This is a genomic window from Nonomuraea sp. NPDC050383 (assembly GCF_044459125.1).
In the GTDB taxonomy this organism is placed as follows: Bacteria; Actinomycetota; Actinomycetes; order Streptosporangiales; family Streptosporangiaceae; genus Nonomuraea.
Genome location: NZ_JBITIP010000007.1, coordinates 178,633 through 201,544, shown reverse-complemented (window position 1 = coordinate 201,544; position 22,912 = coordinate 178,633). Strand labels below are relative to the sequence as shown.

General features: G+C 69.2%; 26 protein-coding genes and 1 pseudogene. 10 read left to right on the top strand and 17 right to left on the bottom strand.

Annotated features, from left to right (window positions below; genetic code table 11):
• Positions 1-36: 36 nt before the first annotated feature.
• Positions 37-930: a hypothetical protein gene (locus ACIBG4_RS19550; RefSeq protein ID WP_397202946.1), complete on the bottom strand. Its 894-nt coding sequence runs from the start codon at positions 928-930 to the stop codon at positions 37-39.
• Positions 931-1,162: 232 nt separating this feature from the next.
• Between ACIBG4_RS19550 and ACIBG4_RS19545 the strand changes: the two genes are divergently transcribed.
• Entirely contained in the window at positions 1,163-1,504 is a 342-nt protein-coding gene (locus ACIBG4_RS19545; RefSeq protein ID WP_310709211.1) for an STAS domain-containing protein, read from the top strand.
• A gap of 106 nt (positions 1,505-1,610) precedes the next feature.
• Entirely contained in the window at positions 1,611-2,732 is a 1,122-nt protein-coding gene (locus tag ACIBG4_RS19540; RefSeq protein WP_397202945.1) for a glutamate--cysteine ligase, read from the top strand.
• 267 nt (positions 2,733-2,999) lie between these two features.
• Here ACIBG4_RS19540 and ACIBG4_RS19535 read toward each other — a convergent pair whose 3' ends face one another.
• From ACIBG4_RS19535 to ACIBG4_RS19520, 4 genes are all read right to left on the bottom strand, one after another.
• Entirely contained in the window at positions 3,000-3,176 is a 177-nt protein-coding gene (locus ACIBG4_RS19535) for a hypothetical protein (RefSeq protein WP_397202944.1), read from the bottom strand.
• Positions 3,177-3,273: 97 nt separating this feature from the next.
• Positions 3,274-4,080 carry an LLM class flavin-dependent oxidoreductase gene (locus ACIBG4_RS19530; RefSeq protein ID WP_397202943.1) on the bottom strand — a complete coding sequence of 269 codons (807 nt, stop codon included), beginning with the start codon at positions 4,078-4,080 and terminating at the stop codon, positions 3,274-3,276.
• A 430-nt stretch (positions 4,081-4,510) separates the two neighbouring features.
• Positions 4,511-5,035: a tetratricopeptide repeat protein gene (locus ACIBG4_RS19525; protein ID WP_397203138.1), complete on the bottom strand. Its 525-nt coding sequence runs from the start codon at positions 5,033-5,035 to the stop codon at positions 4,511-4,513.
• A 147-nt stretch (positions 5,036-5,182) separates the two neighbouring features.
• Positions 5,183-5,596 (bottom strand): MFS transporter, encoded by a 414-nt coding sequence (locus tag ACIBG4_RS19520; protein WP_397202942.1) that lies wholly within the window; start codon positions 5,594-5,596, stop codon positions 5,183-5,185.
• A gap of 528 nt (positions 5,597-6,124) precedes the next feature.
• Between ACIBG4_RS19520 and ACIBG4_RS19515 the strand changes: the two genes are divergently transcribed.
• On the top strand, positions 6,125-6,559 hold the full coding sequence (locus ACIBG4_RS19515; protein ID WP_397202941.1) for a DUF6196 family protein: 435 nt from the start codon (positions 6,125-6,127) through the stop codon (positions 6,557-6,559).
• A 473-nt stretch (positions 6,560-7,032) separates the two neighbouring features.
• Here ACIBG4_RS19515 and ACIBG4_RS19510 read toward each other — a convergent pair whose 3' ends face one another.
• The 4 genes from ACIBG4_RS19510 to ACIBG4_RS19495 form a co-directional block, all read right to left on the bottom strand.
• The gene (locus ACIBG4_RS19510) at positions 7,033-7,389 is read right to left on the bottom strand and encodes a YybH family protein (protein ID WP_397202940.1); all 357 of its coding nucleotides are present in this window, start codon (positions 7,387-7,389) and stop codon (positions 7,033-7,035) included.
• 564 nt (positions 7,390-7,953) lie between these two features.
• Positions 7,954-9,114 (bottom strand): epoxide hydrolase family protein, encoded by a 1,161-nt coding sequence (locus tag ACIBG4_RS19505; RefSeq protein ID WP_397202939.1) that lies wholly within the window; start codon positions 9,112-9,114, stop codon positions 7,954-7,956.
• A 61-nt stretch (positions 9,115-9,175) separates the two neighbouring features.
• Positions 9,176-11,389, bottom strand: coding sequence for an HAD-IA family hydrolase (locus tag ACIBG4_RS19500; protein WP_397202938.1), 2,214 nt, complete (start codon positions 11,387-11,389; stop codon positions 9,176-9,178).
• 504 nt (positions 11,390-11,893) lie between these two features.
• On the bottom strand, positions 11,894-13,348 hold the full coding sequence (locus ACIBG4_RS19495) for an MFS transporter (protein ID WP_397202937.1): 1,455 nt from the start codon (positions 13,346-13,348) through the stop codon (positions 11,894-11,896).
• Between the two features lie 129 nt (positions 13,349-13,477).
• Between ACIBG4_RS19495 and ACIBG4_RS19490 the strand changes: the two genes are divergently transcribed.
• Entirely contained in the window at positions 13,478-13,831 is a 354-nt protein-coding gene (locus tag ACIBG4_RS19490) for a helix-turn-helix domain-containing protein (RefSeq protein WP_310709176.1), read from the top strand.
• A gap of 296 nt (positions 13,832-14,127) precedes the next feature.
• Here ACIBG4_RS19490 and ACIBG4_RS19485 read toward each other — a convergent pair whose 3' ends face one another.
• The 4 genes from ACIBG4_RS19485 to ACIBG4_RS19470 all read right to left on the bottom strand — a co-directional run bounded on the left by ACIBG4_RS19485 (position 14,128) and on the right by ACIBG4_RS19470 (position 16,462).
• On the bottom strand, positions 14,128-14,604 hold the full coding sequence (locus tag ACIBG4_RS19485) for a MarR family winged helix-turn-helix transcriptional regulator (protein WP_397202936.1): 477 nt from the start codon (positions 14,602-14,604) through the stop codon (positions 14,128-14,130).
• Positions 14,605-14,759: 155 nt separating this feature from the next.
• Entirely contained in the window at positions 14,760-15,113 is a 354-nt protein-coding gene (locus tag ACIBG4_RS19480; protein WP_397202935.1) for a pentapeptide repeat-containing protein, read from the bottom strand.
• 23 nt (positions 15,114-15,136) lie between these two features.
• Positions 15,137-15,358 (bottom strand): hypothetical protein, encoded by a 222-nt coding sequence (locus ACIBG4_RS19475; protein ID WP_397202934.1) that lies wholly within the window; start codon positions 15,356-15,358, stop codon positions 15,137-15,139.
• Between the two features lie 189 nt (positions 15,359-15,547).
• Complete coding sequence (locus ACIBG4_RS19470; RefSeq protein WP_397202933.1) at positions 15,548-16,462, bottom strand: DMT family transporter; 915 nt, start codon at positions 16,460-16,462, stop codon at positions 15,548-15,550.
• 73 nt (positions 16,463-16,535) lie between these two features.
• Between ACIBG4_RS19470 and ACIBG4_RS19465 the strand changes: the two genes are divergently transcribed.
• Complete coding sequence (locus tag ACIBG4_RS19465) at positions 16,536-17,564, top strand: LysR family transcriptional regulator (RefSeq protein WP_397202932.1); 1,029 nt, start codon at positions 16,536-16,538, stop codon at positions 17,562-17,564.
• Positions 17,565-17,733: 169 nt separating this feature from the next.
• Here ACIBG4_RS19465 and ACIBG4_RS19460 read toward each other — a convergent pair whose 3' ends face one another.
• A complete protein-coding gene (locus ACIBG4_RS19460) occupies positions 17,734-18,045 on the bottom strand; it encodes a LysR substrate-binding domain-containing protein (RefSeq protein WP_397203137.1) in 312 nt (103 codons plus the stop codon).
• A 10-nt stretch (positions 18,046-18,055) separates the two neighbouring features.
• Between ACIBG4_RS19460 and ACIBG4_RS19455 the strand changes: the two genes are divergently transcribed.
• Both ACIBG4_RS19455 and ACIBG4_RS19450 read left to right on the top strand, forming a co-directional pair.
• Positions 18,056-18,643 (top strand): hypothetical protein, encoded by a 588-nt coding sequence (locus ACIBG4_RS19455; protein ID WP_397202931.1) that lies wholly within the window; start codon positions 18,056-18,058, stop codon positions 18,641-18,643.
• A 357-nt stretch (positions 18,644-19,000) separates the two neighbouring features.
• Positions 19,001-19,216 carry a hypothetical protein gene (locus tag ACIBG4_RS19450; RefSeq protein ID WP_397202930.1) on the top strand — a complete coding sequence of 72 codons (216 nt, stop codon included), beginning with the start codon at positions 19,001-19,003 and terminating at the stop codon, positions 19,214-19,216.
• 151 nt (positions 19,217-19,367) lie between these two features.
• On the opposite strand, the gene ACIBG4_RS19445 is transcribed toward ACIBG4_RS19450, so the two are convergent.
• Entirely contained in the window at positions 19,368-19,748 is a 381-nt protein-coding gene (locus ACIBG4_RS19445; RefSeq protein ID WP_397202929.1) for a winged helix-turn-helix transcriptional regulator, read from the bottom strand.
• An 83-nt stretch (positions 19,749-19,831) separates the two neighbouring features.
• Here ACIBG4_RS19445 and ACIBG4_RS19440 point away from each other — a divergent pair, with 83 nt between their 5' ends.
• Entirely contained in the window at positions 19,832-20,266 is a 435-nt protein-coding gene (locus ACIBG4_RS19440; RefSeq protein WP_397202928.1) for a nuclear transport factor 2 family protein, read from the top strand.
• On the opposite strand, the pseudogene ACIBG4_RS19435 reads toward ACIBG4_RS19440, so the two are convergent.
• Positions 20,256-20,495 (bottom strand): annotated as a pseudogene (locus tag ACIBG4_RS19435) (transposase); the annotation flags it as partial. The gene ACIBG4_RS19440 and the pseudogene ACIBG4_RS19435 sit on opposite strands and share 11 nt — an antisense overlap.
• Positions 20,496-20,696: 201 nt before the next feature.
• Between ACIBG4_RS19435 and ACIBG4_RS19430 the strand changes: the two are divergent.
• Positions 20,697-20,864, top strand: a complete 168-nt coding sequence (locus ACIBG4_RS19430) for a hypothetical protein (RefSeq protein WP_397202927.1) — start codon at positions 20,697-20,699, stop codon at positions 20,862-20,864.
• A gap of 64 nt (positions 20,865-20,928) precedes the next feature.
• On the opposite strand, the gene ACIBG4_RS19425 is transcribed toward ACIBG4_RS19430, so the two are convergent.
• Positions 20,929-21,408 (bottom strand): MarR family winged helix-turn-helix transcriptional regulator, encoded by a 480-nt coding sequence (locus ACIBG4_RS19425; RefSeq protein WP_397203136.1) that lies wholly within the window; start codon positions 21,406-21,408, stop codon positions 20,929-20,931.
• Positions 21,409-21,477: 69 nt separating this feature from the next.
• Between ACIBG4_RS19425 and ACIBG4_RS19420 the strand changes: the two genes are divergently transcribed.
• On the top strand, positions 21,478-22,281 hold the full coding sequence (locus tag ACIBG4_RS19420) for an NAD(P)H-binding protein (RefSeq protein ID WP_397202926.1): 804 nt from the start codon (positions 21,478-21,480) through the stop codon (positions 22,279-22,281).
• Positions 22,282-22,912: the final 631 nt, after the last annotated feature.

Here is a 22,912-nt window from a genome sequence, read left to right as displayed (position 1 = left end):
ACGGCGATGCGGCAGGTGCGTGCGAGGGACAGCGGTTCACCCCCACACGAGGTCCAATATCGACCCCGCGATGAACAGGACCAGGGCCGCCCATTTGACCGGATCGCCGGTGGCCTGCCGCCCGAGGAGGAACAGGCCCCAGGAACTCAGGACCCGTACGGCGGCCACGGTCACGCGCACATGAGTGTTGATTCTGACCCGCCGATGTTGCAGGGCCATCGCGAAGGCGCTTCCGGCGACGAAGACGGCCCACCCCACGACTGCCGGGATGACCTGTCGCAGGGCGAGGAAGAAAGCGGCGACCCCTGCCGCACCGAGCGTAACCATCAAGGGAATGATGCAGCCGGACAGACCCCCATCGGTGCCGTACCTGCTGTGTTGCGCGGTCAGGAAAGAATGCGCCTGCTCCGACAAGCCGAGCCGGCGAGCGACCTCCTGTACGGCTTCCGTCTCGATGAATATCGCCTGATCAGGGCATATGCGGTCGTCGTGCTGCTCGCTGCACGGGCATTCCGCTCTGATTCGAGTGCTCGCCCGTTCGATGAATTCCTTGACATCGGCGGCGGACAGCAGCGGCGGCACCGCCGCGGGTGGAGAAACGGAGAACCGATACCCCTTGACATGAGGAATGACAGATCCGTTGATAGGAATGGTGCCCGGGACGACGGTGGCCTCGATCGGTGCGCCCAGGATCGTCTCGGCCAGCTGTTTCGGTAGGTGGTCGTACTTCGCGAACTCCCGGATCTCACGAAGTAATGCGCGTTGTCGCGTTGCCCGCTTGTGGGCGCTCCGTAACCGCTCGCGACCGACAAGATCGAGTGCGACCGCCAGTCCGGCGAGAAACTGGAGCAGCTTTCCCGACTTGGCCAACCACCACGCCGCCGGATGCTCACCCGATGCTTGTGACAGTCCATACAGAAGGGTGGACACGCCATCGACCTTACCCAGACGCGCCTCTTGATCTGCCCCCTGCGGGCGTCTTCGGGAGCGGCTTCCGCGGGCTCGGTTTCGCCGCCCGCCACGGGGGTTCGTGGGGACCGTCGGCCAACGGAGGCGCGAATTTTACGGATCCGAGGGTGACAGCTGGGAGACGAATGTGGTGGCCTGCGGTGCAACGCGGCTTTTGTGGAGTCCGCGCCGGCCGATCCATCTGGAGGATGCGATGGAGTCGCTGAACGTCACCGTGGAAACCGAGACCAGGCGCACCGTCGCGCACCTGCGGGGTGAGATCGACCTCGCCACCGCCGAGCTTCTGAAGAAGAGCCTGAACACCATGATCGAGCACCAGTCCGTGTCCGCGCTGGAGGTCGACCTCAGCCAGGTGTCGTTCATCGACTGCTCCGGGCTGCGCGTGCTGATGGCGCTCAAACGATCGTTGCAGAGCAGGGGTGGCACCCTCAGCCTCGCTCATCTGTCCCCGTCGGCCGAGCGGCTGCTCGCCGCCGCGGGGCTGGACGACCATCTCTCGGCGCGCGAGCGCCGCGGCCCGCTCACGCCGGCCTGACGCCCCGGCGCAAAAGGGGGCACGCACCAGGGCGAGGTGCGAAAGCCGCGTTTTCGGGGAGATGACCGGCGCAACGACACGCCGACCAACCCCAGGAGTGGCCCCCATGACGAGTTCCGCACGTGAGATCGCCGTCGGAGTCGAGGAGGAGTTCCACATCGTCGACTCCGGCACCCGGCACCTGGTCTCCCGGTCCGGTGCCCTGCTGGAGCGGTTGCCGGAGGACCGGTTCACGCGGGAGCTCCAGCGGTCGGCCGTGGAGGCCAACAGCAAGCCCGTCACGAGTCTCCAGGACCTGGCGCGGGACCTGATCGAGCTGCGTTCGACGCTGACGGGCGTCGCCGACGAGCTGGGCCTGGGCATCGTCGCGGCGGGCAGCGTGCCGCTGGGCGACGCGGACCGGATGAAGGTCTCCCCCGATCCCCGTTACGAGCAGATGCTCGACGACTACCAGCTCCTCACCCGGGAGCAGCTCATCTGCGGCACGCAGGCGCACGCCGAGGTGGCCGACCGCGACCTGGCCGTGCTGGTGTCGCACCGGGTGACGCCGTGGCTGCCGCCGCTGCTCGCGCTCAGCTGCAGCTCGCCGTACTGGCTGGGGGCGGACACGGGGTACGCGAGCTACCGCACGATGGTGTGGCAGCGCTGGCCCACCGCCGGGCCGATGAGCCGGTACGGCTCCGCCGCCGAGTACGAGGGGATGGTGGAGGACCTGGTGCGCTCCGGGGTGATCAGCGACCCGGGGATGATCTACTTCGACGTCCGGCCGTCGGCGCACGTGCCGACCGTGGAGCTGCGGGTCTGCGACGCGTGCCCGCGGGTGGACGACATCGTGCTGATCGCCGGGCTGTTCCGGGCGCTGGTGGCGCGGGAGCTGGAGGCCGCCCGGCGTGACCCGCGAGGCGAGGTGCAGCTGGAGCCGGTGCGGGCGGCGACGTGGCAGGCGGCGCGCTCGGGCCTGGAGGGCGAGCTGGTGGACCCCGTCGAGGGCACGCCCCGGCCGGCCGGGGAGGTGGTGCTGCGGCTGGTGGACGACCTGCGCCCGTACCTGGAGGACGCGGGTGACAGGGAGCTGGTGTCGGGGCTGGCGCGGGAGGCGACGGCGCGCGGCAGCTCGGCCGCGCGCCAGCGCGAGGTGCTCGCCCGGCGGGGGCGGATGGAGGACGTGGTGGACTTTCTGATCGCGGAGACGCGGGCCGGCGCGGCCGCCCTGACGGCGGACGCCTGACCACCCGCGCCCCGGCTCGCGGACGCGGTTCCCGACGCCCGTGGGAGGGCAGCGGTGGGGGTCGGGCTCGGTCCTCGGACACGTACTCAATGCACATGTGGAGGTTCCGGTTCGATCCGGGCCTCCACATACTGCTTTTCAGGGTAGTACGTGAGCTTCAGGCCCAGCTGCGTACAGAGCTCGGCCTTATCGTCCGGGTCCGCTTCCGAGACCAGGCGCACCAGGTCGCCGACCTCCCGCAGTCGGCGGGACTCCGCCCGGCGTGGATCACACCTTGGGAATCGATCGTGCACTGAGAGCCAACGCTGATGTCTTCACCAAGGTGACATTGCGTTTCCACCAGGGGGACGTGAGCGCAGCCACGTGCTTCTCCACAGCGGCAATGAACTTCTCCTCCGCCGGCCCGAGGTCCGTAAGATCGACCCGGTCGAGGCCGATGCTCATGCTCTCGTCGTCCTCGAGCCCGAGGCCCTCCACGCCTCTCGCATACTGTGAGCTTGTGCGTCGAGCTGTCCAGAGCCAAGCGCGCATCGCAGGTGCTTCACACGGGCGGGCCCGCCTTGACGCGCCGCACCAGTCGTTCCATCGACCCCCGGTAGCTGTGAAGGTGCTCCAGCCACCACGTGGCGCCCGCGTCGGCGTAGTCCCGGACCGACGAGCCTGGCTCGCTCACCCCGATGACCGCCACGTCGAGGTCGCCCGCGTTTGCCCGGTGCCGGTACAGCTCGCTGGTTTGGGCGGCCAGGGAATCGGGTGAAAGCGTCATGCGCCCCTCCCGGTCATCACCGACGACGATCCAGCCGTCCCAACGGGCGGAACGCCGGCGGGCGGCCGGAACTGTGCCGCCGACCCACACCGGCACCCGGGGCCGCTGGAGGGGCAGCGGCGCGAGTCGCACCCCGTCGACGGTGTAATGAGCGCCCCGGTGGTGCACCTCCTCGCCGGACCAGAGCGAGACCATCACGTCGAGTGCCTCGTCGAGCACGACCCCGTCGGGACGCATTGAGCCGAAGGCAGTGAACTCCTGTCTCACGCCGCCCAGCCCGGCGCCCAGGATCGCGCGGCCGCCGCTCAGCCTGTCGAGCGTCGCCACCGTCTGGGCCAGCCGTTCCGGGCGGTGCCGGGCCACGGCCGTCACCGCCGTGCCCAGCTTGATGTGCGAGGTCGCCTGCGCAGCCGCGGCCAGCGTCACCCGCGGGTCGATCGATGGCATGCCCCAGGTGAAGGCCAAGTGGTCCCACACCAGCACGGCGTCCCACCCAGCGGCCTCGGCCTCCCCGGCGAGGGTGACCAGGTGTGCCGGCTCCGCGAGGTCACCGAGGATCGCGACGTCGATGCCGTAGCGCATGCCCCCCACCCAAGCACCCGGCACCGACAGTTCTGGGGTGCCGCGATCGCGCGGCGCGGCACCGACGAGCGGGTGAGCGCTGCCCAAGAGGAAGCCGTAGAGCAGATCTCGGCAGACCCGCGAGCAAGCCGACGCTGCTGTCGCCGAGCAGGATGTATGGAGTCAGGCAGCCGCCGTACAACAGCAAGCCGAACGAGACCCGTAGCGGTCAGGAGCGCGATCGCGATGAAGTGCTACGGGATGGACGCGTCCGTGCGCGCGTTCACAGGTAAAGACGTGTAGCACCCATCAAGGTGCAGGGAAGCAGCGATCACCACAGGTCGGCGCCGTGGAGCCAGGGGCGGGGACCCGGTCGGTGGCGATGACGATGCCGTCGAGGGCGACGTGTGCCAGGCCCATACGTTTACCAGCTGAGCCAATCTACAGATCATCATGTTGCTGTGAGCAACTGCCGCACGCGCTCCGTCGCTGCATGCTCGGTGCCATAGATTCGCTCAAGCTCGGATAGCAGTGCGGTGAGGGTGCGCCGAGCCCGTTCCAAGAGACCGGCGCTTAGCTCCAGCTCGCCAAGCTGGCGCCTGAGCTCCAGAGCTTGCGGGTCATCTTCTTCTGGAACGTCGGCCACCAGCGCCGTCAAGAGGTGCAGTGCCAGGTCAACGTCGCCTAGGTGAGCGTGACATGTGGCCTCCTGGAGCCGGTAGTGGAACGCCTGACCCGGCTCGCTCGACGCCGCCAACTCGCTGAATCCCTGCGCTGCTCGTCGGTAGTCACCTGCGCCCATATAGGCCTCGGCCAGTTGTTCCCGCAGTCCGGGCGCGTCGGGGGTACGGGCGAGGGCCTCCTCCAGCATCGAGGTGGCTTCGGTGTACCGCGACTCCCTGATCAGGGTTTGGGCGTTGCGGCGGGCACGACGGGTGCGGGACCCTACTCCTACGGCCGGGCGACCTAACGCCATCAACCAACGCGAATGTGATGGACGTAACCGTTCGTCGGGGTGGGCCATGTGCGGTCGGTGGCGCTCGCCCCTCGGACACGTACTCAATGCACATGTGGAGGCCGGGTTGAACCCGAGCCTCCACTAGTTGTTTCTGCGGGTAGTACGTCAGACGCAACCATGTGTCCACATCGGACAGGATTTCGGCCTCACGCAGGTAAACAGTCTTGGGATGATCCACTTCATGAAGGCGGCGGCGAGCAGGACGGGATAGGACTCGCTGAGTGCGAAGGCGACGCCGGCGACCGCCATCAGACATCCGCAGGTGATCAGTGTTCGCCGGCGCCCCCACCTGTCAGCGAACAGGCCGAGCGTCAGGCCGGCGACCACGGAGCCCGCGGACGCGAGGGACAGCAGGAGGCCGGTCTGCCAGGGATCGTCGCCGTCCTGGGCGAGCAGGTCGGCCAGGAGGACGCTGGTGCAGCCGTACCCGAAGGTCCGCAGCGCCCGCGCCGCCACGATCAACCGCCCGCTTCGCCCTGTCTCGGCCAGAAAACGGCTCATGGCCTGCGTGTTCGGCATGTGGCATCATCGCGCGCCCGGCGCGGCGGCCACGCGAGGAACACGACCAGCGCCTGAAAGATCTTCCTGGGCGTCGAGGTTTCCGCAGGGTCCGCGAGGCTCGGCGGCCGGTCATCGGAACACGCCTGTGTGGCCGAGGGAGTAGCGTCCGGGCTGGGGGAAGAAGCACAGGCCGTGCGGTCCCCGGCCGACCTTGATCGTGTGTTGCCGTCCGCCGACACGGGCATCCCACGGCGTCCTCACCGTCGCGGCGCGGATCGACAAGGTTGGTGGTTCATGTCGAGCTCGAAGCGGCCGTACCAGCGGGTCCAGCCGAGATACGAGTGAACCGGCCATGAGTCGATCTTGAGAATGTCAGCGCATACCTGACTCGCCGTGAAGGCGACGGGAATCAGCACGTCGGCGACGGAATCAGCACGTCGGCGGCGATGTTGTGAAGATCGTCGCCAGGGCCGGGAGGCCTTCTACCCAGGCGCGACCGCCAAGATCCCAGAGTGGATCAGCCACATGGAACGAGGAGACCCACCCATGGTCAGCGTCAGCGTGGAGACTGCGGAGCAGACGGAAGCACGCCTACGACGCGTGATCGCGGCAGCCCGGCTCGTCGTGCACAACGGCGTCTGGTGTTTCCAGGAGTCTCCGGCCGACCGCCCGCCAGCCCTTACCGGTGACACACTGGCGGTGGTCCGGGACAACGAGAGCTGGAGCGCCTTGGTCCCGTTCGCCCAGGAGCACGACGGTGTCGAACAATTCGGAGTCTTCTCCTTCCACTTCCCCGCCGACCTGGACAACAGTGGCTTCGTCGGCTGGCTGGCCACCCGTCTCAAAGTTCAGCTGGGGACCGGCGTATTCGTCATCTGCGGCAGCAACCGTGCCAGCGGAGGAATCTACGACTACTGGGGCTGCCCCATCGACCTGGTGGACGACGCTCTTGCAGTCATCAAGGAACTACGTGGCGACTGACAGTGATCCTTCGTGCACTCGCATCAGGCCATCGGGAGCGGGCTGCACATACGCGAGAAGCTGACCGCCCGCATCGATCCCCGCCGGCAGAAACCGCAGATACTTCGGCCGCGACAACGCGCCCACGATCGTCGGCGGCAACCCAGTCCTGCAGGCAGCACCACGACGGGAACTCCCCCACCGTCGCCGTGACCGCATTCGCGGCGGCTGGATCACGGCTACGAATGGGTGGGCGTCCACTGCGCGCCGGCGGTGTGGCAGGTCGACGGTGAGGCGGAAGCGCCGGCTGTCCCGGCCTCTCTGCTGCAGGACGTGCAACCCGTCGACGGGCACCCACGTGGTGGCCTGCCTGGAACGGATGGGGCTCCGGCGTCTGGATGGCGGGAAGGACCCGGATTTTCTCAGCGGCCCGTACATGATCTCGACGGCATGACCAGAGGCCCGAAGAGCCGTTTTCATCGTGACGAGTTGGATCATTGCTGTGGGCCTTCATAGAAGGCATTGACGCGGGCGGCGTGACCGTGCTGGTCCAGTTCGACGACATCGAGGACACGGTTGCCGTTCTCACGGCGGTAAAGCAGTGCGTAGCCGCCCGGGCTGGTCAGCAGCGCTTCCTCGGTGAAGGTCAAACCCGGGGCCAGTTCCAGTCCGAGCTCGAAGTGCCTGCGCAGCTCTGCCTTGCCATGCAATCGGCCATCGGCACGTCCCCAGCGGCGCACCACGGTAGGGGCGACAAAGTCCACGTTCTCCGCGTAGCAGGCCAAGATCGCATCGAGATCGCGCTGCTTCCACGCTGCCAGCCATGCGTCGGCATGGGCTCGAAGATCCATAGCGAAGTATCTCCTACGGGTGCCTGCGTGACTCGACGGGGCCAGTTGCTGGAGCATTCGCCCCCACCACTCGGTCGCCAACGAAGTCTGGGAACGGGGTCCACTGCCGCAGGCTGTAGACCGGACCGGATCGCCGAGGCGTTCCTGGCCGGGCGGGACGACGGCCTGCCGGTGTCCGGCGAAGGTCAGCACGCGCGAGCGGCGCGTGGCGGTTTCCTGCCCAGGTCGGGCAATGGCGGCTGCGTCGATGGTCAGGGGACTGGCTCCGTAGACGTTGGAGGGCCTGATTCGTTCGGTGGTTCCGCCGGCGCTGAGTCGGATGATCTGCCGCAGGGTTTCGGTGCTTCGGCCGGCGAAGCCTCCCGGGACCAGCTGGGCCGTACCAGGAGGTGCCGGGACGGCGGGCTGGGCAGGGGATGGCGAGCCGACCCGGGTAAGTCCCTGGGTGTCGACGGCGGTGCCGGTGTGGTCGAGGAGATGGTGAGCTGAGCTGCTTCGGTCGAGCCCCATGGATCCCAGCGGAGGCCCGCGGCGGTAGGCGTTCGCCACAGCAGCTGTTGGCGGTCAGCGGACCATGCGGAAGAAGGTACGTAGTTCCTCGACGAACAGGCCGGGTTGCTCGAACGCGGCGAAGTGACCACCCTTGTCCGGTTCGTTCCAGTGCAGGATGTTGGCGAAGCGTTTCTCGGCCCACCGCCGGGACGGCCGGGGGTTCTCCTTGGGGAAGATCGAGCATCCTGCCGGGACGGTCACCAGGTCCGTTGTCTCGGTGGTGAAGAGCCGTTGGACGGGCTTGAAGCTCTCCCAGTAGAGCCGGGCGGCGGATGCGCCGGTGCCGGGTAGCCAGTAGAACATGAGGTTGTCGAGGAGTTCGTCGCGGGTGAGGGCGTTCTCGGGGTGGCCGTCACTGTCGGTCCAGGCGCGGAACTTCTCGATGATCCAGGCGCACAGCAGTGCCGGTGAGTCGAGGAGTCCGTAGCCGATGGTCTGTGGCCGGGTGGACTGCTCCAGTGAGTATCCGTCCTCGCTCTCCCGGCCTCGTCTCAGGTCGGCGATGGCGGCCTGCTCGGCGGCGGTGAGATCGTCGAACGTGGCCGGATCCGGGGCCGCCAGCGGCGGGACGAGGTGGATGCCTGCCACGTGGGCGGGATCCCGCAGGCCGATGAGCGTGGTGATGGTCGTGCCCCAGTCGGAGCCCTGTGCGCCGTAGCGGTCGTAGCCGAGGCGAGCCATCAGCGTGATCCAGGCGTCGGCGATCCGCTCGACGCCCCAGCCACGGTGGTCCGGTTTGTCGCTGAAGCCGTAGCCGGGCAGGGATGGGCAGACGACATGGAAGGCGTCGCGGGCGTCGCCGCCGTAGGCGGTCGGGTCGGTGAGCGGTCCGACCACTTTGCGGAACTCCACGATCGAGCCCGGCCATCCGTGGGTCAGGACGATCGGCATCGCGTCCTGGTGTGGCGAGCGGACGTGAAGGAAGTGGATCCCGAGGCCGTCGATGGAGGTGCGGAACTGCGGCAGCGCGTTCAGGCGCCGTTCGGTGGCCCGCCAGTCGTACTCATCGGCCCAGTACCGGCACAACTCTCGCAGGTAGCCCAGCGGGACGCCCTGCGACCAGTCCTCGACCGTCTCCTTCTCGGGCCACCGCGTGCGCCGCAACCGTTCGCGCAGGTCGGCCAGTACGGGCTCGGGGACGTCGAGACGGAACGGGGTCACGTGGTCAGACATGCTGCCTTCCTCGTCGGATCATTCGGTGATGCGCATGGGAGCGGCGTCCAACATGTGGCGGTCATTCTCCGGCCAGGAGGAGCGCCTGCTGCGGCGCGAGGCGGGCGTAGCCGGTCCTGGGCCGGTCGGGGGTGACGCCGGGATCGTCGGTGTCGAACACCGCTGGGGCCGGCAGGTGCAGATCGGCGACAGGGGTGTCCCGGAGGTTCGCCACCGCCCAGAGTGCTCCCCGGCGGTAGGCGGTCACCGGTGCGGCGAGCCTGACTCTGCGCACGTCGTCGGTGGCGGCCAGCACGTGCGTCAGCCGGCGTCTGGTGGCCAGCAACCGGCCGAGGGTGTTCAGGTGCGATGTGGGGTCGTCCTGCTGTGCCGCCACGGTCTCGTCGTCGTCGCGCGCGCCGTCGGGAAGCCAGGGGTGCCCTGTGGTGAACCCCAGCCCCGGGCCGGGCCGCCACGGCATGGGGGTGCGCGCGGCGTCGCGGCTTTCCTCCGGCTGGGCCGCGCCCAGCGGATCGGCGCCGTGGCCGGGCGGCACCCGCCCGTCACCCAGGCCGAGCTCCTCGCCCTGGTACAGCCAGAAGGTTCCCGGCAGCAACGCCATGAGCGCGTGCAGCGCGAGTGAGCGGCGCCGTCCCCGCGGCCCACCGCCGAACCGGGTGACGGCGCGGGAACGATCGTGGTTGCCCTGCACCCAGGACAGCCGCGGCGACGCCAGCACAGCGCTCTCGATCATGGTGTCGATCCGGTCGGCGTCCCAATCGGTCTCCACCAGCCCGAACCAGAACGACGAGTGCAGCCGCTCGCCTTCCACGAAGCGCGCGAGCGCCCGGGGATCGAGCTCGTAGACCTCGCCGACCAGGAAGGCGTCGTGCCGGTCGGCGATCCGCCGCCACCGCTCGTGGATGGCGTGCACGCCGGGCTGGTGGATGTCATGGCGATGCTCCTGGCGGCGCCAGTCCATGGTCACCCCGCGTACCGGCAGGATCCGGCCGGCGGGCAGCGGCGGGTTGTCCCGCAGGTCCGCGTCCTTGACGAGGTAGCCGGCGGTGTCGATGCGGAAGCCGTCCAGCCCGCGGCTCAGCCAGTACTCGGCGATCGCGTCGATCTCGGCCGCCAGCGCCGGGTTGCGCCAGTTCAGGTCGGGCTGTTCGGGACGGAACAGGTGCAGGTAGTACTGGCCGGTCGCCGGGCTGAACGTCCAGGCGGGACCGCCGAAATGGGACAGCCAGTTGTTGGGCGGGCCGCCGTCCGGGGCCGGGTCGCGCCAGATGTAGTAGTCGCGGTGCGGGTCGGCCGCGCAGGAGGAGGCGGCGACGAACCATGGGTGGGCGTCGCTGGTGTGGTTGACAACCAGGTCGCCGATCACCCGCATGCCGCGCCGGTGCGCCTGCGCCAGCAGCCCGTCGAGGGCCGCCTGCCCGCCGAACGACGGGTCCACGGCCCGGTGGTCGGCGATGTCGTAGCCGTGGTCGCGCATCGGCGAGCGGTAGAAGGGGGTCAGCCACACCACCTCCACCCCGAGCCGTTCCAGGTGGTCCAGCCGCGCGCTCACCCCGGTCAGGTCTCCCCAGCCGTCACCGGTGCTGTCCGCGAACGACGGAAGGTACACCTGGTACCCCACGGCGTCGCGCCACCACGGCCGGACCCGCGAGCGCTGCAGCAGGTGAGCCAGCCGGCCGAGGCCGGGCAGGGACAGGTCGCCGTCCAGCCCCCGCAGGGCCGCGGTCGGCATGCCCGCCGCCCGGCCCGCGGCCAGCCCCGGCTCGGAGTCCTCCACCACCAGGCAGGCGGACGGTGCGACGCGAAGGCGGCGCGCGGCCTCCAGGTAGCCCTCGGGATCGGGTTTGCCCGCCCGTACGTCGTCGATCGTGAGCAGGACGGGCGGATCGATCCCCGCCGCGTGCAGGCGTGCCTTCGCCAGCCGTCCGTCGGCGCTGGTCACCACAGCCCACGGCAGCTGGAGCCGGTCCAGCGTGGCGAGCAGGAATCGCGCGCCGGGCGCCGCCGTGACGTCTGCCAGGTCTTCGTACTGCAGGGCGTGCTGCCGCTGCGCCGCTGCCATGACGGCCTCGTCGTCCAGGGCGGGAAGCAGCCGCCGCACCGTACGCGCGGCCGGGCTTCCGTGAGCGATGGCGAGTACCGCGCCGGGGTCGACGCCGTACTCCTCGGCCCAGATCGACCAGGCCCGCTCGACCGAGGCGTCGGAGTCCACGAGAGTGCCGTCCATGTCCAGCAGGATCGCTTCGATCGCCGCGAGATCCGTTCGTCGTGTCACAGCGTCCCCTTCGATTAAACTCGTGCATCGAGCATAAAGAAGGCGACAACACGTGGCAACCCCACGCAACCGGGCCAGGTCCGTGCGCGCCACGGATCTCCGTTGGCGCAGCGCCTTGGCCGTGCTGGACGAGATGCGCCGTGAGCCGGGTGTGACCAGGGCGGCCGTGGCGCGGCGACTCGGTCTCAGCACCGGCTCGGCCACCGAGATCACCTCCCGGCTGCGCGACCTCGCCCTGCTCGCCGAGACCCCCGCCGCCGCAACATCACGGGGCCGTCCGACGAGCGTGCTCGCCCCCCACCCGGACGGCCCCCTCGTCATCGCCGTGGACCTGCGGCACGAAGACTGGCGATGCGCAGTCGCGTCGCTCGACGGAAAGCCCGGCATCGTGGAAACCGGAACGCACCGCAGCCGCCGGGAGCGGCGAGCGTCCTGCACGTCACCGTGGACGTGGGCGTCGGCGGCACCCTGGTCGGAGCACCTGCGGACTGTGCCGTCGGATGCTCAGCCGGTGGCCGCGCGGGACGGCTCGGGTCGCTCGGTGCCGGGGACGTCGCGGCGCAGGCGTGGCAGGGTGAGAGTGATGAGCAGACCGGCGATCATCCCGGCGGCGGTGAGCAGGATGACGAGGAACTCGCCGTCGGCTGTGGCCGCGCGCAGAGCCTGGCCGGTCTTGCCGTCGGTGCCGAGGTCGGCGATGACGGTGAAGACGGCCAGGCCGATGGCGTTGCCGATGTTGAGCGCGGTGGAGGCGATGCCGTTGGCCACGCCCTGCTGATGGGTCGCGGTGCCGGTGGCGGCCGCGATCCACATGGCGGTCCAGACGATGCCCTGGCCGAGGCCGGAGACGATGAGGCCGGGCACCAGAAGCCAGTAGGAGGCGTCGGCGTCGAAGCCGAGTGCCAGGACGGCGGTGCCGGGCACACCGATGGCGAAGCCGATCAGCAGGGAGGCGCGGGTGCCGATCCGGGTGGCCAGCCGCTCGCCTGCCTGGGTGCCGGCGGCGATGGCCAGCGAGGGGATGAGGAAGGCGAGCCCGGTCTGCAGGGCGCTGTAACCGTGGATGCTCTGCATCAGCACGGTGAGGAAGTAGGGCAGGACACCGAAGGTGGCCATGTAGATGAAGGTCACCAGCATGCCGACGGTCAGGCTGCGGTTGCGGAACAGCCGGAAGGGCATGAGCGGGTCGGTACTGCGTGCCTCGACCAGCGCGAAGACCACCAGCAGTGCGGCGGCCAGCACGAAGGCGCCGGCCACCGGGAGGCTGCCCCAGCCCAGCTCGGGCCCCTCCACCAAGGCGAAGACCAGCAGGGTCGATCCGCCGGTGACGCTGAGCGCGCCGGGGATGTCGAACCTGCGCCGCTCCCCCCTGGCGGGGTCGCGGGGGATGACGGCCAGGGCGGCCAGCGCGACCAGCCCGGCCAGGGGGACGTTGACGAAGAAGACGGCGGGCCAGCCGAAGTGCTGGGTGAGCAGGCCGCCGAGCAGGGCGCCGATGGTCAGGCCGCTGGCGCCGGCGCCGCCCCAGACCGCCAGCGCCCGGTTGCGCTGCGGGCCCTCGGCGAACAGGCTGTTGAGCAGCGCCAGTGTGGAGGGCAGCAGCAGCGCGCCGCCGATGCCCTGGACAGCGCGGGCGGCGATGATGACGGCGGGGCTTGTGGCCAGCCCGCCGGCCAGCGAGGAGACGGCGTACAGGGTCAGGGCGAGCACGAAGACGCGGCGGCGGCCGAGCAGGTCGGCTGCCCGGCCGCCGAACAGCAGGAAGCCGCCGGCGAAGACGACGTACGCGCTGACCACGAGTTGCTGGGTCTGGCCGGGGAAGCCGAGGTCGGCGCCGATCTGGGGGAGCGCGACGAACACGATGTTCAGGTCGAGTGCGTAGATGAGCTGGGCCAGGGCGAGCAACGCCAGGGTCAGGCCGAGTCGCGGCCTGGCGTCGCCCAGGGACTGTGTGGACATGGATCGCCCTTCGGAGGGAGCCGGGTGGCGGGCATGCGGAGGCCCGCCCCACGCAACGACTGTACGAGTATTGGCGTACGATCGAACTATGCCACAAGAATCGTTCGAAAGTCGCGGTACAGTCGGACCATGGCCTTCCGTCATCCCGACCGCGAACAGATCCGGATCGAAGACGTGCTGTCGGCGCTGGGGAACGGCGTGCGCCTGGCCGCCGTGCGCATCCTCGACGCGGGCGGCGAGCACAACTGCACCAGCGTGCTGAACACGCTGGGGATCACCGCGAAGTCGACGATGACGCACCACTGGCGGGTGCTGCGCGACAGCGGCGTGATCTGGCAGCGGCCCGCAGGCAGGGAGAACCTGCTCGTCCTGCGCCGAGAGGACCTGGATGCCCGCTATCCCGGGCTGCTCGACGCCATCCTGTCCGGCGCCCGCACCGACGCCGCCCTCGATCGCAGTGACCGCACCGGATCGGCCACCTGACCAGCCGGCCCCCTCCTCTTCGCGCCCGGCCTGATCATCAAAGGGGCCGGCGGCAGCCATTGAGCTGCACAGTGCCCTGAGCCTGGGCGTCGCGGCCGACCAAATCTCATTCCTGGACGAGCCCGAGTGTTTCGGCGCCGTCTTCAGGCGTGCGGCAGTACGATGCCACGAGCCGAGAGGGTGTGGAGCAGCGGCGGCACCGGACTTCTCTGTGTCCGGGCTTCTCCGTGGCCGGACTTCTCCGTGGCCGCAGGTCTACGTCCCGGCGCGGACGGGGCGACGGAACCGTGACGGGCTCATTGCCCTTTCTTGATCGCTTCGCTGAGCGCGCCGAGGCTCGCGGCCAGCAGCTCGATGTCAGCCGGCTCCCAGCCCGCCAGCAGGGCGGCGACGGCTGCCGTGCGCGCCTTCCAGAGTTTGCTGATGGCGAGCTTCCCCGCCCGCGTGACGCTCACCAGTTGTGCCCGGGCATCGGCCGGATCGGGCCGCCGCTCGATGAAGCCGCGTGACTCCAGGCGTTTGGCCGGCGGTGACAGGGTGGACTTGTCCACCTCCATCAGCTCCGCCAGGACCGACAGCCGCACCGGCGCGTGCAGCGACACCTGGGCGAGCAGGGTGTAGTCGCCCAAGGACAGCTCCAGCCCGGAGGAGGCCATGATCTTGCGTCGCGTGGCGGGAGAGAACATCCAGTTGCCCACCGTGGCCAGCGCTGCCGCCACTCCGTCGACGGTCTCACGCTGAGAGCGGGAGAGACCGTCCTTGCCGGCCGACACGTGTTCCATCCTCACACCGTCTCCGAGATGGTTGGTTTGTCAAACCAAATATCTCGCATGAGAGAACTGGATGCAAGCGCATGAGCCCTCGATCTCAGGAGGCCCCTGGCTTGGCGACAGCCGACCGGTGCCGGGATGCCGGCCTGCACGCGGGGCTACGGCGTATCGGTGATCGCGCCATCCAGGCTGGAGCGCTTGAGATCCAGCCTGCTCAGGTCACATCCGTGCAGGTCGACGCTGGTCAGGTCACACTCACGGAACGACGTCTGGTCGAGGATTGCACCGGTGAAGACCGCGCCGGTCAAGGTCGCGGGCTGGATCATCGCACTCCCCAGCCGGGTGAAGGCGATGCTCGCGTTGACCATCTCGCTGTAGCCGAACCCCGCCCCGGTAAGGTCGGCGCCGGCCAGGTTGGTGTCGGTCAGGTCGGCGCCGGAGAAGACAGCGCCGCGTGCGGACACGTGCGACAGATCCTCGTACGGATACATCTCCGCCATCGCCTCCGTCATCGCGAGACGAGTGCTCAGCAGTTTCAGCGCGAGGGCAGCCCTGCTGCAAGCGCGGTTCCCGCGGTGAGGTCCAGAGGGTCCAGCCGTAGGACACCGAGGGGGTTGTCCGTGGCCGACGGCGGTAGCGGCATCCGGCTGGCCACCAGGACCTGGCCCCGAACGGCGGCCTGGCACAGCCGGTCGAACACCTCGCCGAAGCCGGGATCCAGGAAACCCGTGCCGCCCAGGTTCCTCTGCCCAGCCATCGGCCTGAAGCCGCAGCGCGGTCCGCACGTCGGACTCCCTGGCCAGGCCAGGCGATCCGAGCCGTCGCACCTCCGGGCTCATATCGCTTCCACAATCGTCCTCCAGCAGATATGGCGAATTTGATCGATCAAGCCCCATCGACTCGATGGACAGAGGCAGCGACTGATCAGGCGTTGTCCGTCCGCCGATTACTTCTCGGCCTTGTCGAGGAGCGGGGAGGGTGGCTCCGGAGCAGCGGCCGAACGTGCCGTGTGCCGGTGGATCAGGAGGACGCCGACCATGCTGATCAGTCCGCCGACGAGTTCGACCGGGCCCGGTATCTCTCCCAGCCACACGAACGCCACCCCGATGGCGAGCGGCGGAACCAGGTACAGGGCTGCCGTGGACTGCGCGATGGTGTACCGGGCGACCGCGTACCCCCAGGTGACGAAGCCGAGCGCGGATGGAAGCAGGCCCAGGTAGAGGGTGGACACGGCGGCATCGGCCGGGGCCTGGAGCAGGTCGTGCACGGCACCGGGCGCCAGCGGGGTCAGAAACAGCGTGCCCGCCCACATCGCGTAGCAGGCGACCTCCAGACCCGTATACCGCTTCAGCAGCGGCTTGGTGGCGAAATGGTAGACGCCTTGGACGACAGCCGCCGCGAGGATCACCAGCGCGCTGGTGATCCTCGCGGAGCCGGCGGCGTAGGCGATGAGCGCCACGCCGGCAAGGGCCGTGACAGTGCCGGCCACGATGGTCGTCGAGAGGCGTTCGCCGAGGAAGATCGAGGCCAGCAGCACGCTGAACACCGGCGCGGTGGCGATGAGCAGGCTGGCCGTACCGGCCGGGACGTGCACCTCACCCCAGTTGAGCAGCACCTGATAGGCGCTCATCCCGGTGAATGCGCACAGCGCGATCAGCGGAAGGTCGCGTCGGTGCGGCAGTCGGACCCGCAGGATCGGGCTGACCACGGCCAGCGCGACAGAGGCGACCGCCAGCCGCCAGAACGACAGCCCGCCGACACCCAGGCCGTCGACGCCGACCCGGATGGCAGGGAAGGCCGACGCCCAGAGCACAACCGTCGAGATCAGGGACGTCAGGCGCAGCGAGATCGGTTGCTTCACCCCCCGCAGCATTTAACGTAGGATCAGAAAGGTCCAGTTATTGTTTCCTCCTAAATCAAGAAGATGTGCTTACATGTTGGACCTTCGTCGCCTTCGCCTCCTGCGTGACCTGCAGATTTACGGCACCGTCACAGCGACGGCCGAGGCACGGCACCTCAGCGGACCGGCGGTGTCACAGCAACTGGCCGCGCTGGAACGTGAGGCTGGGCTGCCGCTGCTGGAAAAACAGGGACGGCGGTTGCGGCTCACACCGGCAGGCAGCCTGCTGGCCGAGCACGCCGAGGTCATCCTCGGTCAGATCGCCACCGTCGAGGCCGACCTGCGTGCGCTCCAGGAGGGCGGCCAGGGCCTGGTCCGGCTGGCGGTGTTCGCCTCGGCCGCCCGGGTGCTGATGCCCCGCCTGTGGCACCGGATGTCGGCTGACCACGCACCCACGCCGGAGTTGCGCATCACCGAGTGCGAGCCCGACCCGGCGGCCGAGGCGCTGCGCCGCCGGGAGGTCGACATCGCGATCGTCCACGCCTACAGCCTGCTACCGCGTGAACTACCGCCCGGATGCCGGCAGCACCACCTCATGGACGAGCCCGTGTTGCTGGCCATGCCCACCGCCCTGGCCTCCCGCCGCGGGCTGAGCCATGGGCAGTCGGTACACCTGGCCGACTTCGCGCACGAGCACTGGCTGATGCCTGGCACCGAGACCTCCTGTCACGAGATGACCCGCAGGGCCTGTGGCGCCGCCGGTTTCGTGCCCCGTCCCATCGTGACCGCCAACGACTTCTCCGTGTTGAGCGCGCTGGTGGCCGCCGAGGCCGGGATGGCACTCATCCCCCGCATGGCACTGCCCAGCGACGCCGAGGGGATCAGCCTTCACCCGCTGGCGGAACGCGTCGACCGCACGGTGTCGGCCTACACCCGGACCGGCGACGCCCGCCTGCCACGGGTCGCGCTCGTACTGGAGGCAATCCGCAGCGCCGCAGCCGACGTGACGGACGCAGCGGACGACAGAGCCGAGGCTCGGTGCGTGGCCTCCGCCCTCGACAACGTCGACGCCGCCCCGTCCATGGGAGCGGCCTTCCAGCAGGGAAGAGAGCGTCACGAGTAAAGAGCCGGCGCTTCACGTGGTGGCGTTGAAGGGTGCGCCCATGAGATGGGATCAGCGGCAGCTACAAGGGCGCGCCACACCGCCGTCCGCGAAGCGCCGCCTCGAGCAGTTGAGGCGGAGGCTTCTTCACGGGTCGGGTGATCCACCAGGTCGCCGTCGGCGCATGGCGTCAGGCGTTGCCTTGCGCCTGTTCGCGCAGCCAGGACACCAGCGCGGTCACGCGGTCGTCGCGAGCGGGCAGGGGCGTCATCAGCAGATAAGTGCTGCCGTCGGGACGGAAGCCGAGCGGCGCTGTCAGCCGGCCGGCCTCCAGATCGTCGTGGACCAGGGCCCGCGGCCCCATGGCCACGCCGAGCCCGCTGGCCGCGGCCTGCAGGCTCAGGTAGAAGTGCTCGAAGGTCTGTTCAGGTGCGGGTGGAAGGGGCGTGGGGTAGTTCTTCGCCCAGTCGGCCCAGGCTGAGGGCCGGGTGCTGGTGTGCAGTCACGTCGGTGTGGACGCCGCCACCCTCACCGCCCTGCACCGCCGTATCAAGGACACCGGCGCGATCAGCTACCTGGAGGTGGTCAGCACCGACCGGAAGCGAGCTCTCGACTCGGCCCGCATGGCCGCCGACCTGGGGGTCGACTACCTCATGGGCGGAACCTGGGTGAGCGAGACCCTGGAACTGCTCGACGGGACGCCGGTCGGATACTTGCCGTTCCCCGGTACCCCGATCGGACACCCGACCCAACTGGGCGGCACACCCGAGCAGGTGGCCAACCAGTGCCGCCGCTTCGAGGAGGCCGGTTGCGCCGGCGTCGACCTGCTGGCCTACCGCGCCACCGAATCCGCTCCCCTGGACCTGGTGCACAGCGCCCGCCAGGCGACCTCCGGCCGTCTGGTCGTCGCCGGTGACATCGACCGTCCCTCGCGAGTGCGCCGGTTGGCCGAGGCCGGAGTGGACGCGTTCACCGTGGGATCTGCCGCCCTGGCCGGCACCTTCGCACCACACCTGCCGACACTTCGCGATCAGCTCACCATCATTCTCCAGGCCGCGGACCACACCACTCCCGCGGACGCAACCCGAGAGGACCTGTAGCGCTTCAAGAGTCCTAGCAGGGCGCATGACCTGCGGATCGACCGTTCTCCGGGATCTTCACCCCGTTGGAGCAGCCACCCACTCGTCCGTGGTTTCGCCGATGTGTCATCCAGATGGTGGAGAGGCTTGAGATTACCGCAGGTCACAACCTTAGCTCGGGGCCAGGATCGATCAGTGAGCCCTTTTCATCCTGAGTACGCGGCGCCTCATTGCCGATCGTCGAGGTCACCCAGGGATGAGGATCGGACTCGCCATGGCTCAGCGCGCTCAGTCCCCCGAGAGCATGCACGCCGCCCGGCGCGCCGGCGATCCCGACGCCGTGAGTGCTCTGCTCGACCGCCTGACGAGGGCAGAGATGTGGGGGCGATCGCCACGCTGCCGGCGCGCGACCCTGCCGGGCAGGCCGCCTTGGAGCACGCCGCTCACGTAGCCGATCTGCTGATCAGGCTGCACGACGTCGGCGGACGCGACCAGGTCATCAAGCTGGCCGGCCGTGCCGCCGCGCGTTCCCCCCTTGATGACGAGCACGCCCTGGTCGCGTTGCTCAGGGCATATGCGGGAGCTCGGAGCTGATGCGCCGTCATGGTGCTGGCCGATTGGGCCGCCGCTCGCGTACCGCAGGAGGAGCCGTCACGGGTAGCCAACCTGCTGGCCAACCCCGTTTCCGCACGTGGGTGATCGTCTGACCTTCCAGGCCACGGAGTTTTGTGGGCGGTGGCTACCGTCAGCCCTTGTTCCCGTGATCGTAGGCGGCCTGGGCGGCGGCGACGGCGGCGCCGTGTCGCTTGGCCCAGTCGGTGAGCTCCAGCAGCGACTTGTGGAGTTCCTGGGCCATCTCCGTCAGGGTGTACTCGACCTTGGGCGGAACGACCGGATGGACGGTGCGTACGAGCAAGCCGTCCCGCTCCAGCTTGCGCAGCTTGAGCGTGAGCATGCGCCTGCTGATTCCTTTGATCGTACGTTCCAGCTCCGTGAACCGAACCGGACCCTGCGCAGCGGCTACCAGGATGCCGATGCTCCACTTCCCGGAGACGTGATCGAGAACCTCCGAGACCGGGCACGCCTCGCTGGCCAGGACTGACACATCGATGTGACTCTGGGACATGAAAGTGCCTTCTTCCGCTGGGCTCGACAGTCACCAATCATGTACTCCGTATCAAATCGTGCACCAAACCGGAAGGCGGCCCAATGCTTCAGGAACTCGCAGACCGCACCGCGATCGTGGACGCCGTCATCGCGTATGCGACGGCCCTGGACACCAGGGACTGGGAGACCCTGGGCGCGCTGTTCACCGACGACGCCTGCTGGGAGTACAGCGGTTCAGGCGAACGGTTGTACGGGCCTGACGCGATCATTGCCAGGATCAGTACCAGCCTGGAGCGATTCGACGCCACCCATCACCTGAACGGCAACCATGTCACCACAGTGCACGGCGACGAGGCCGAGCACACGTGCTACTACCAAGCCCAGCATGTCCGCCTTGGTCTGCCCGACGGCGAGAAGTTCCTTGGCGGGGGTCGATACGACGACCGGCTGCGCCGCACCCCGGACGGCTGGCGGTTCACCCACCGCAGGATCACCAGCGTCTGGAGCGAGGGAAACCCCGCCGTGATCACGTCCTGACGGCAGGCCAATGATCGTCAGCGGAGTTGCCGGCCTTGTCCGCGGCCACCGCAGCACCGCGGGTCCGGGGCCGGCCCACCGATCCGGCCACGCGGATCTTGCTCAGGACGGTGGTGAATCGTGGGCAGTCGGCGGCTTGCCCGGGCGTGAGCACGAAGATCAGCGGTAACCCTGTGCCATCGACCGCGGCATGGATCTTGCTGCTCAGTCCGCCCCGGGATCGGCCGAGCGCGGCAGCCTGCGCCCGAGCCCAACGGCGTCGCCGGACAGTGGCTTGATCGTGCGCCGGCGTCGCGTCGAGATCGGGTGGGCCTGCTCACCATCACCCGCAGCACTGGCGGCTGCTCCGGAAGCAGAGCCCTCTTCTCCTCGATCAGCGCCTGCTCCAGTGCATCCAGGGTCTCTCCGGCAGGGCATCGTCTGGACCGCCATGTGGATCGCGGCCGCCACCGGCACCGCGACCCACCAGCAGGGCGTGGCCAACGGCATCGCCTCCACCGCGCTCAACATCGGCAACGCCATCGGCCTGGCCGTCTTCACCGTCATCGCCGAGCTCGGCACCGAGCGACCCGAGCCGTCCCGCGCGGCCACCGGCTGAGCATCCGGCGCCACAGTCCGCAGGTGCTCCAGCCACCTCCTGGCCAAGTTGGCAGGGTCCGGCGTCACCAGTTGCGCACCGCCCGGGCCCAAGCTCTCAGCCCGGCCACGAAGCCCTGCCGGTCCGCGGGCGAGAGGTTGTCCAGGACCTGCAGCAGAGGCGCGGCACGCAGTGCGACGAATCTCTCGACCATGGCCCGATGACGAGGAGCCAGCGATACCAGGGTGCGGCGGCGATTGGCGGGATCCTCCCGGCGCTCGACCAGCCCGGCCCGGCCGAGGTCGCTCACGAGTTCGCTCGCGGTCGTCAGCGACATGCCCATCCTGGCGGCCAATTCGCTCACGCTGAGTGACGCTTCGACCGTCAGCTGGGGAATGACCGCGCCGTGCCTGGCGGTGAGCCCATGTCTGCGAAAGATCTCCCGCAGCTCGTCCGGCATCTCGGCCTGGGCTCGCCGGAAATAGGCCTCCACCAGGGGCACGAAGCCAAGGGCCTCCTTGACCTCCTCCGACCGTGGCAGTCGAGGGGCTGGGGCGTCATCCATCACTCCCCAAGGATACAGTTCCTCTATCCAAACAGTTCGGATATCCGAAGTGAGGTAGACGTGATACTGGTGACAGGGGCAACGGGCAACGTCGGCCGCCATCTGGTGAGCCTGCTGCTCCAAGCGGGCGAGCAGGTCCGAGCGACCAGCCGCGACCCCGGGCGGGCCGACCTGCCCGGCGAGGTGGAGGTGATCAGAACCGACCTGCCCCGTGCCGCGCTGCAGGGAGCGGACAGCGCGTTCCTGTTTCCGGCCGCCGGTCAGGTGCGTGGCTTCCTGGACGAGGCCGTCAAAGCCCGCCTCAGGCACGTGGTGCTGCTGTCCGCGCAGGCGGTGACCATGAAGGAGGCGGGTGCGCTCGGCAAGGTCCACGCCGAGTACGAGCGGGCCGTGGCCGGATCGGGGCTGCCGTGGACCTTCCTGCGCCCCGGCGCGTTCATGGCCAACGACCTGCGCTGGGCGCCCAACGTCAAGAACGACGGCGTGGTACGCACTCCCTTCGCCGAAGCCGCGACCGCCCCGATCGACGAGCGCGACATCGCCGCGGTGGCCGCGCGGACGCTGCTCGACGACGGGCACGCGGGCCAGGCGTACGAGCTGACTGGGCCCGCCTCGCTGACCACGGTCGAGCGGGTACAGATCCTCGGCGAGGTCCTCGGCCGCGACCTGCGCCTTGAGGAACTGTCTCCCGAGCAGGCCCGCGAACAACTGCTCACGCAGGCCCCCGCGGCGCTCGTGGACTCCCGGCTCGCGCTGTTCGCCTCGTTCGTCGGCAGGACCGCGGACGTGTCGCCGGTCGTACGGGAGCTGACTGGCAGAGCTCCGCACACCTACGCAGACTGGGCGGCCCGGAACGCCGCGGCGTTCCGCTGACAGACGAGGAGGCGCCAGCGGATCGCCGCCCGTTCGGGCAGTCGGCCTGATAGTTCTCGCTCTGAAAGGCCGCCCGACGGCGTCGCCCCGAGCGCCAGGCTTCATCGGGCAGACCGGGGGCGGACAACCCTGGAGACGGTCACGACCTCGATGCTGAACGCCCCTCCGGAGGCGTTGCCGCTGCTGGGGCTGACCGGGCGTGGCTGTGGAACGTCGCCAAGGACGGCGGGGTGGCCCTGCTACAACGCCACTGGCACCGCCGTCCACGAGCAGGGCGCCGCTGGTTGTTGGACGGCTGCCTGACCATGCATGACGCCTCGGCCGAGCAGGGTGCGCCGCCGACGGCATCGCCTCCGGCGATGATCGCTGGTTCGCTGATCACGCTCATCTTGCCGTACCGGGGGCAAGGCGCCTCACGCTGACCACACCTCCAGGGCGGCGGCCATGCGGCTGACGGCCTCACTGAGCCGTTCGGGGGCGGTGGCGAAGTTGAGACGTACGAACCCCTGTCCCTCCGGCCCGAACCTCAGGCCGCACCGCAGCGACCAGGATCCGGGTCAGATGTACAGGCGGACCGTACCGCTCGGGTGAGAAACCCCCTGGCCTCAGCCTCCGCCACTCCGGTGGCGGG

Bases quoted from the DNA above. Each gene is read 5' to 3' on its own strand.
- ACIBG4_RS19430 (WP_397202927.1), top strand. From the start codon at position 20,697: ATGTGGATCGCGGCCGCCACCGGCACCGCGACCCACCAGCAGGGCGTG.
- ACIBG4_RS19520 (WP_397202942.1), bottom strand. From the start codon at position 5,596: ATGCCGAACACGCAGGCCATGAGCCGTTTTCTGGCCGAGACAGGGCGA.
- ACIBG4_RS19515 (WP_397202941.1), top strand. From the start codon at position 6,125: ATGGTCAGCGTCAGCGTGGAGACTGCGGAGCAGACGGAAGCACGCCTA.
- ACIBG4_RS19490 (WP_310709176.1), top strand. From the start codon at position 13,478: ATGGCCTTCCGTCATCCCGACCGCGAACAGATCCGGATCGAAGACGTG.
- ACIBG4_RS19535 (WP_397202944.1), bottom strand. From the start codon at position 3,176: ATGAGCATCGGCCTCGACCGGGTCGATCTTACGGACCTCGGGCCGGCG.
- ACIBG4_RS19530 (WP_397202943.1), bottom strand. From the start codon at position 4,080: ATGCGCTACGGCATCGACGTCGCGATCCTCGGTGACCTCGCGGAGCCG.
- ACIBG4_RS19475 (WP_397202934.1), bottom strand. From the start codon at position 15,358: ATGGCTGGGCAGAGGAACCTGGGCGGCACGGGTTTCCTGGATCCCGGC.
- ACIBG4_RS19510 (WP_397202940.1), bottom strand. From the start codon at position 7,389: ATGGATCTTCGAGCCCATGCCGACGCATGGCTGGCAGCGTGGAAGCAG.
- ACIBG4_RS19425 (WP_397203136.1), bottom strand. From the start codon at position 21,408: ATGGATGACGCCCCAGCCCCTCGACTGCCACGGTCGGAGGAGGTCAAG.
- ACIBG4_RS19440 (WP_397202928.1), top strand. From the start codon at position 19,832: ATGCTTCAGGAACTCGCAGACCGCACCGCGATCGTGGACGCCGTCATC.
- ACIBG4_RS19445 (WP_397202929.1), bottom strand. From the start codon at position 19,748: ATGTCCCAGAGTCACATCGATGTGTCAGTCCTGGCCAGCGAGGCGTGC.
- ACIBG4_RS19505 (WP_397202939.1), bottom strand. From the start codon at position 9,114: ATGTCTGACCACGTGACCCCGTTCCGTCTCGACGTCCCCGAGCCCGTA.
- ACIBG4_RS19465 (WP_397202932.1), top strand. From the start codon at position 16,536: ATGTTGGACCTTCGTCGCCTTCGCCTCCTGCGTGACCTGCAGATTTAC.
- ACIBG4_RS19525 (WP_397203138.1), bottom strand. From the start codon at position 5,035: ATGGCGTTAGGTCGCCCGGCCGTAGGAGTAGGGTCCCGCACCCGTCGT.
- ACIBG4_RS19540 (WP_397202945.1), top strand. From the start codon at position 1,611: ATGACGAGTTCCGCACGTGAGATCGCCGTCGGAGTCGAGGAGGAGTTC.
- ACIBG4_RS19545 (WP_310709211.1), top strand. From the start codon at position 1,163: ATGGAGTCGCTGAACGTCACCGTGGAAACCGAGACCAGGCGCACCGTC.
- ACIBG4_RS19480 (WP_397202935.1), bottom strand. From the start codon at position 15,113: ATGACGGAGGCGATGGCGGAGATGTATCCGTACGAGGATCTGTCGCAC.
- ACIBG4_RS19495 (WP_397202937.1), bottom strand. From the start codon at position 13,348: ATGTCCACACAGTCCCTGGGCGACGCCAGGCCGCGACTCGGCCTGACC.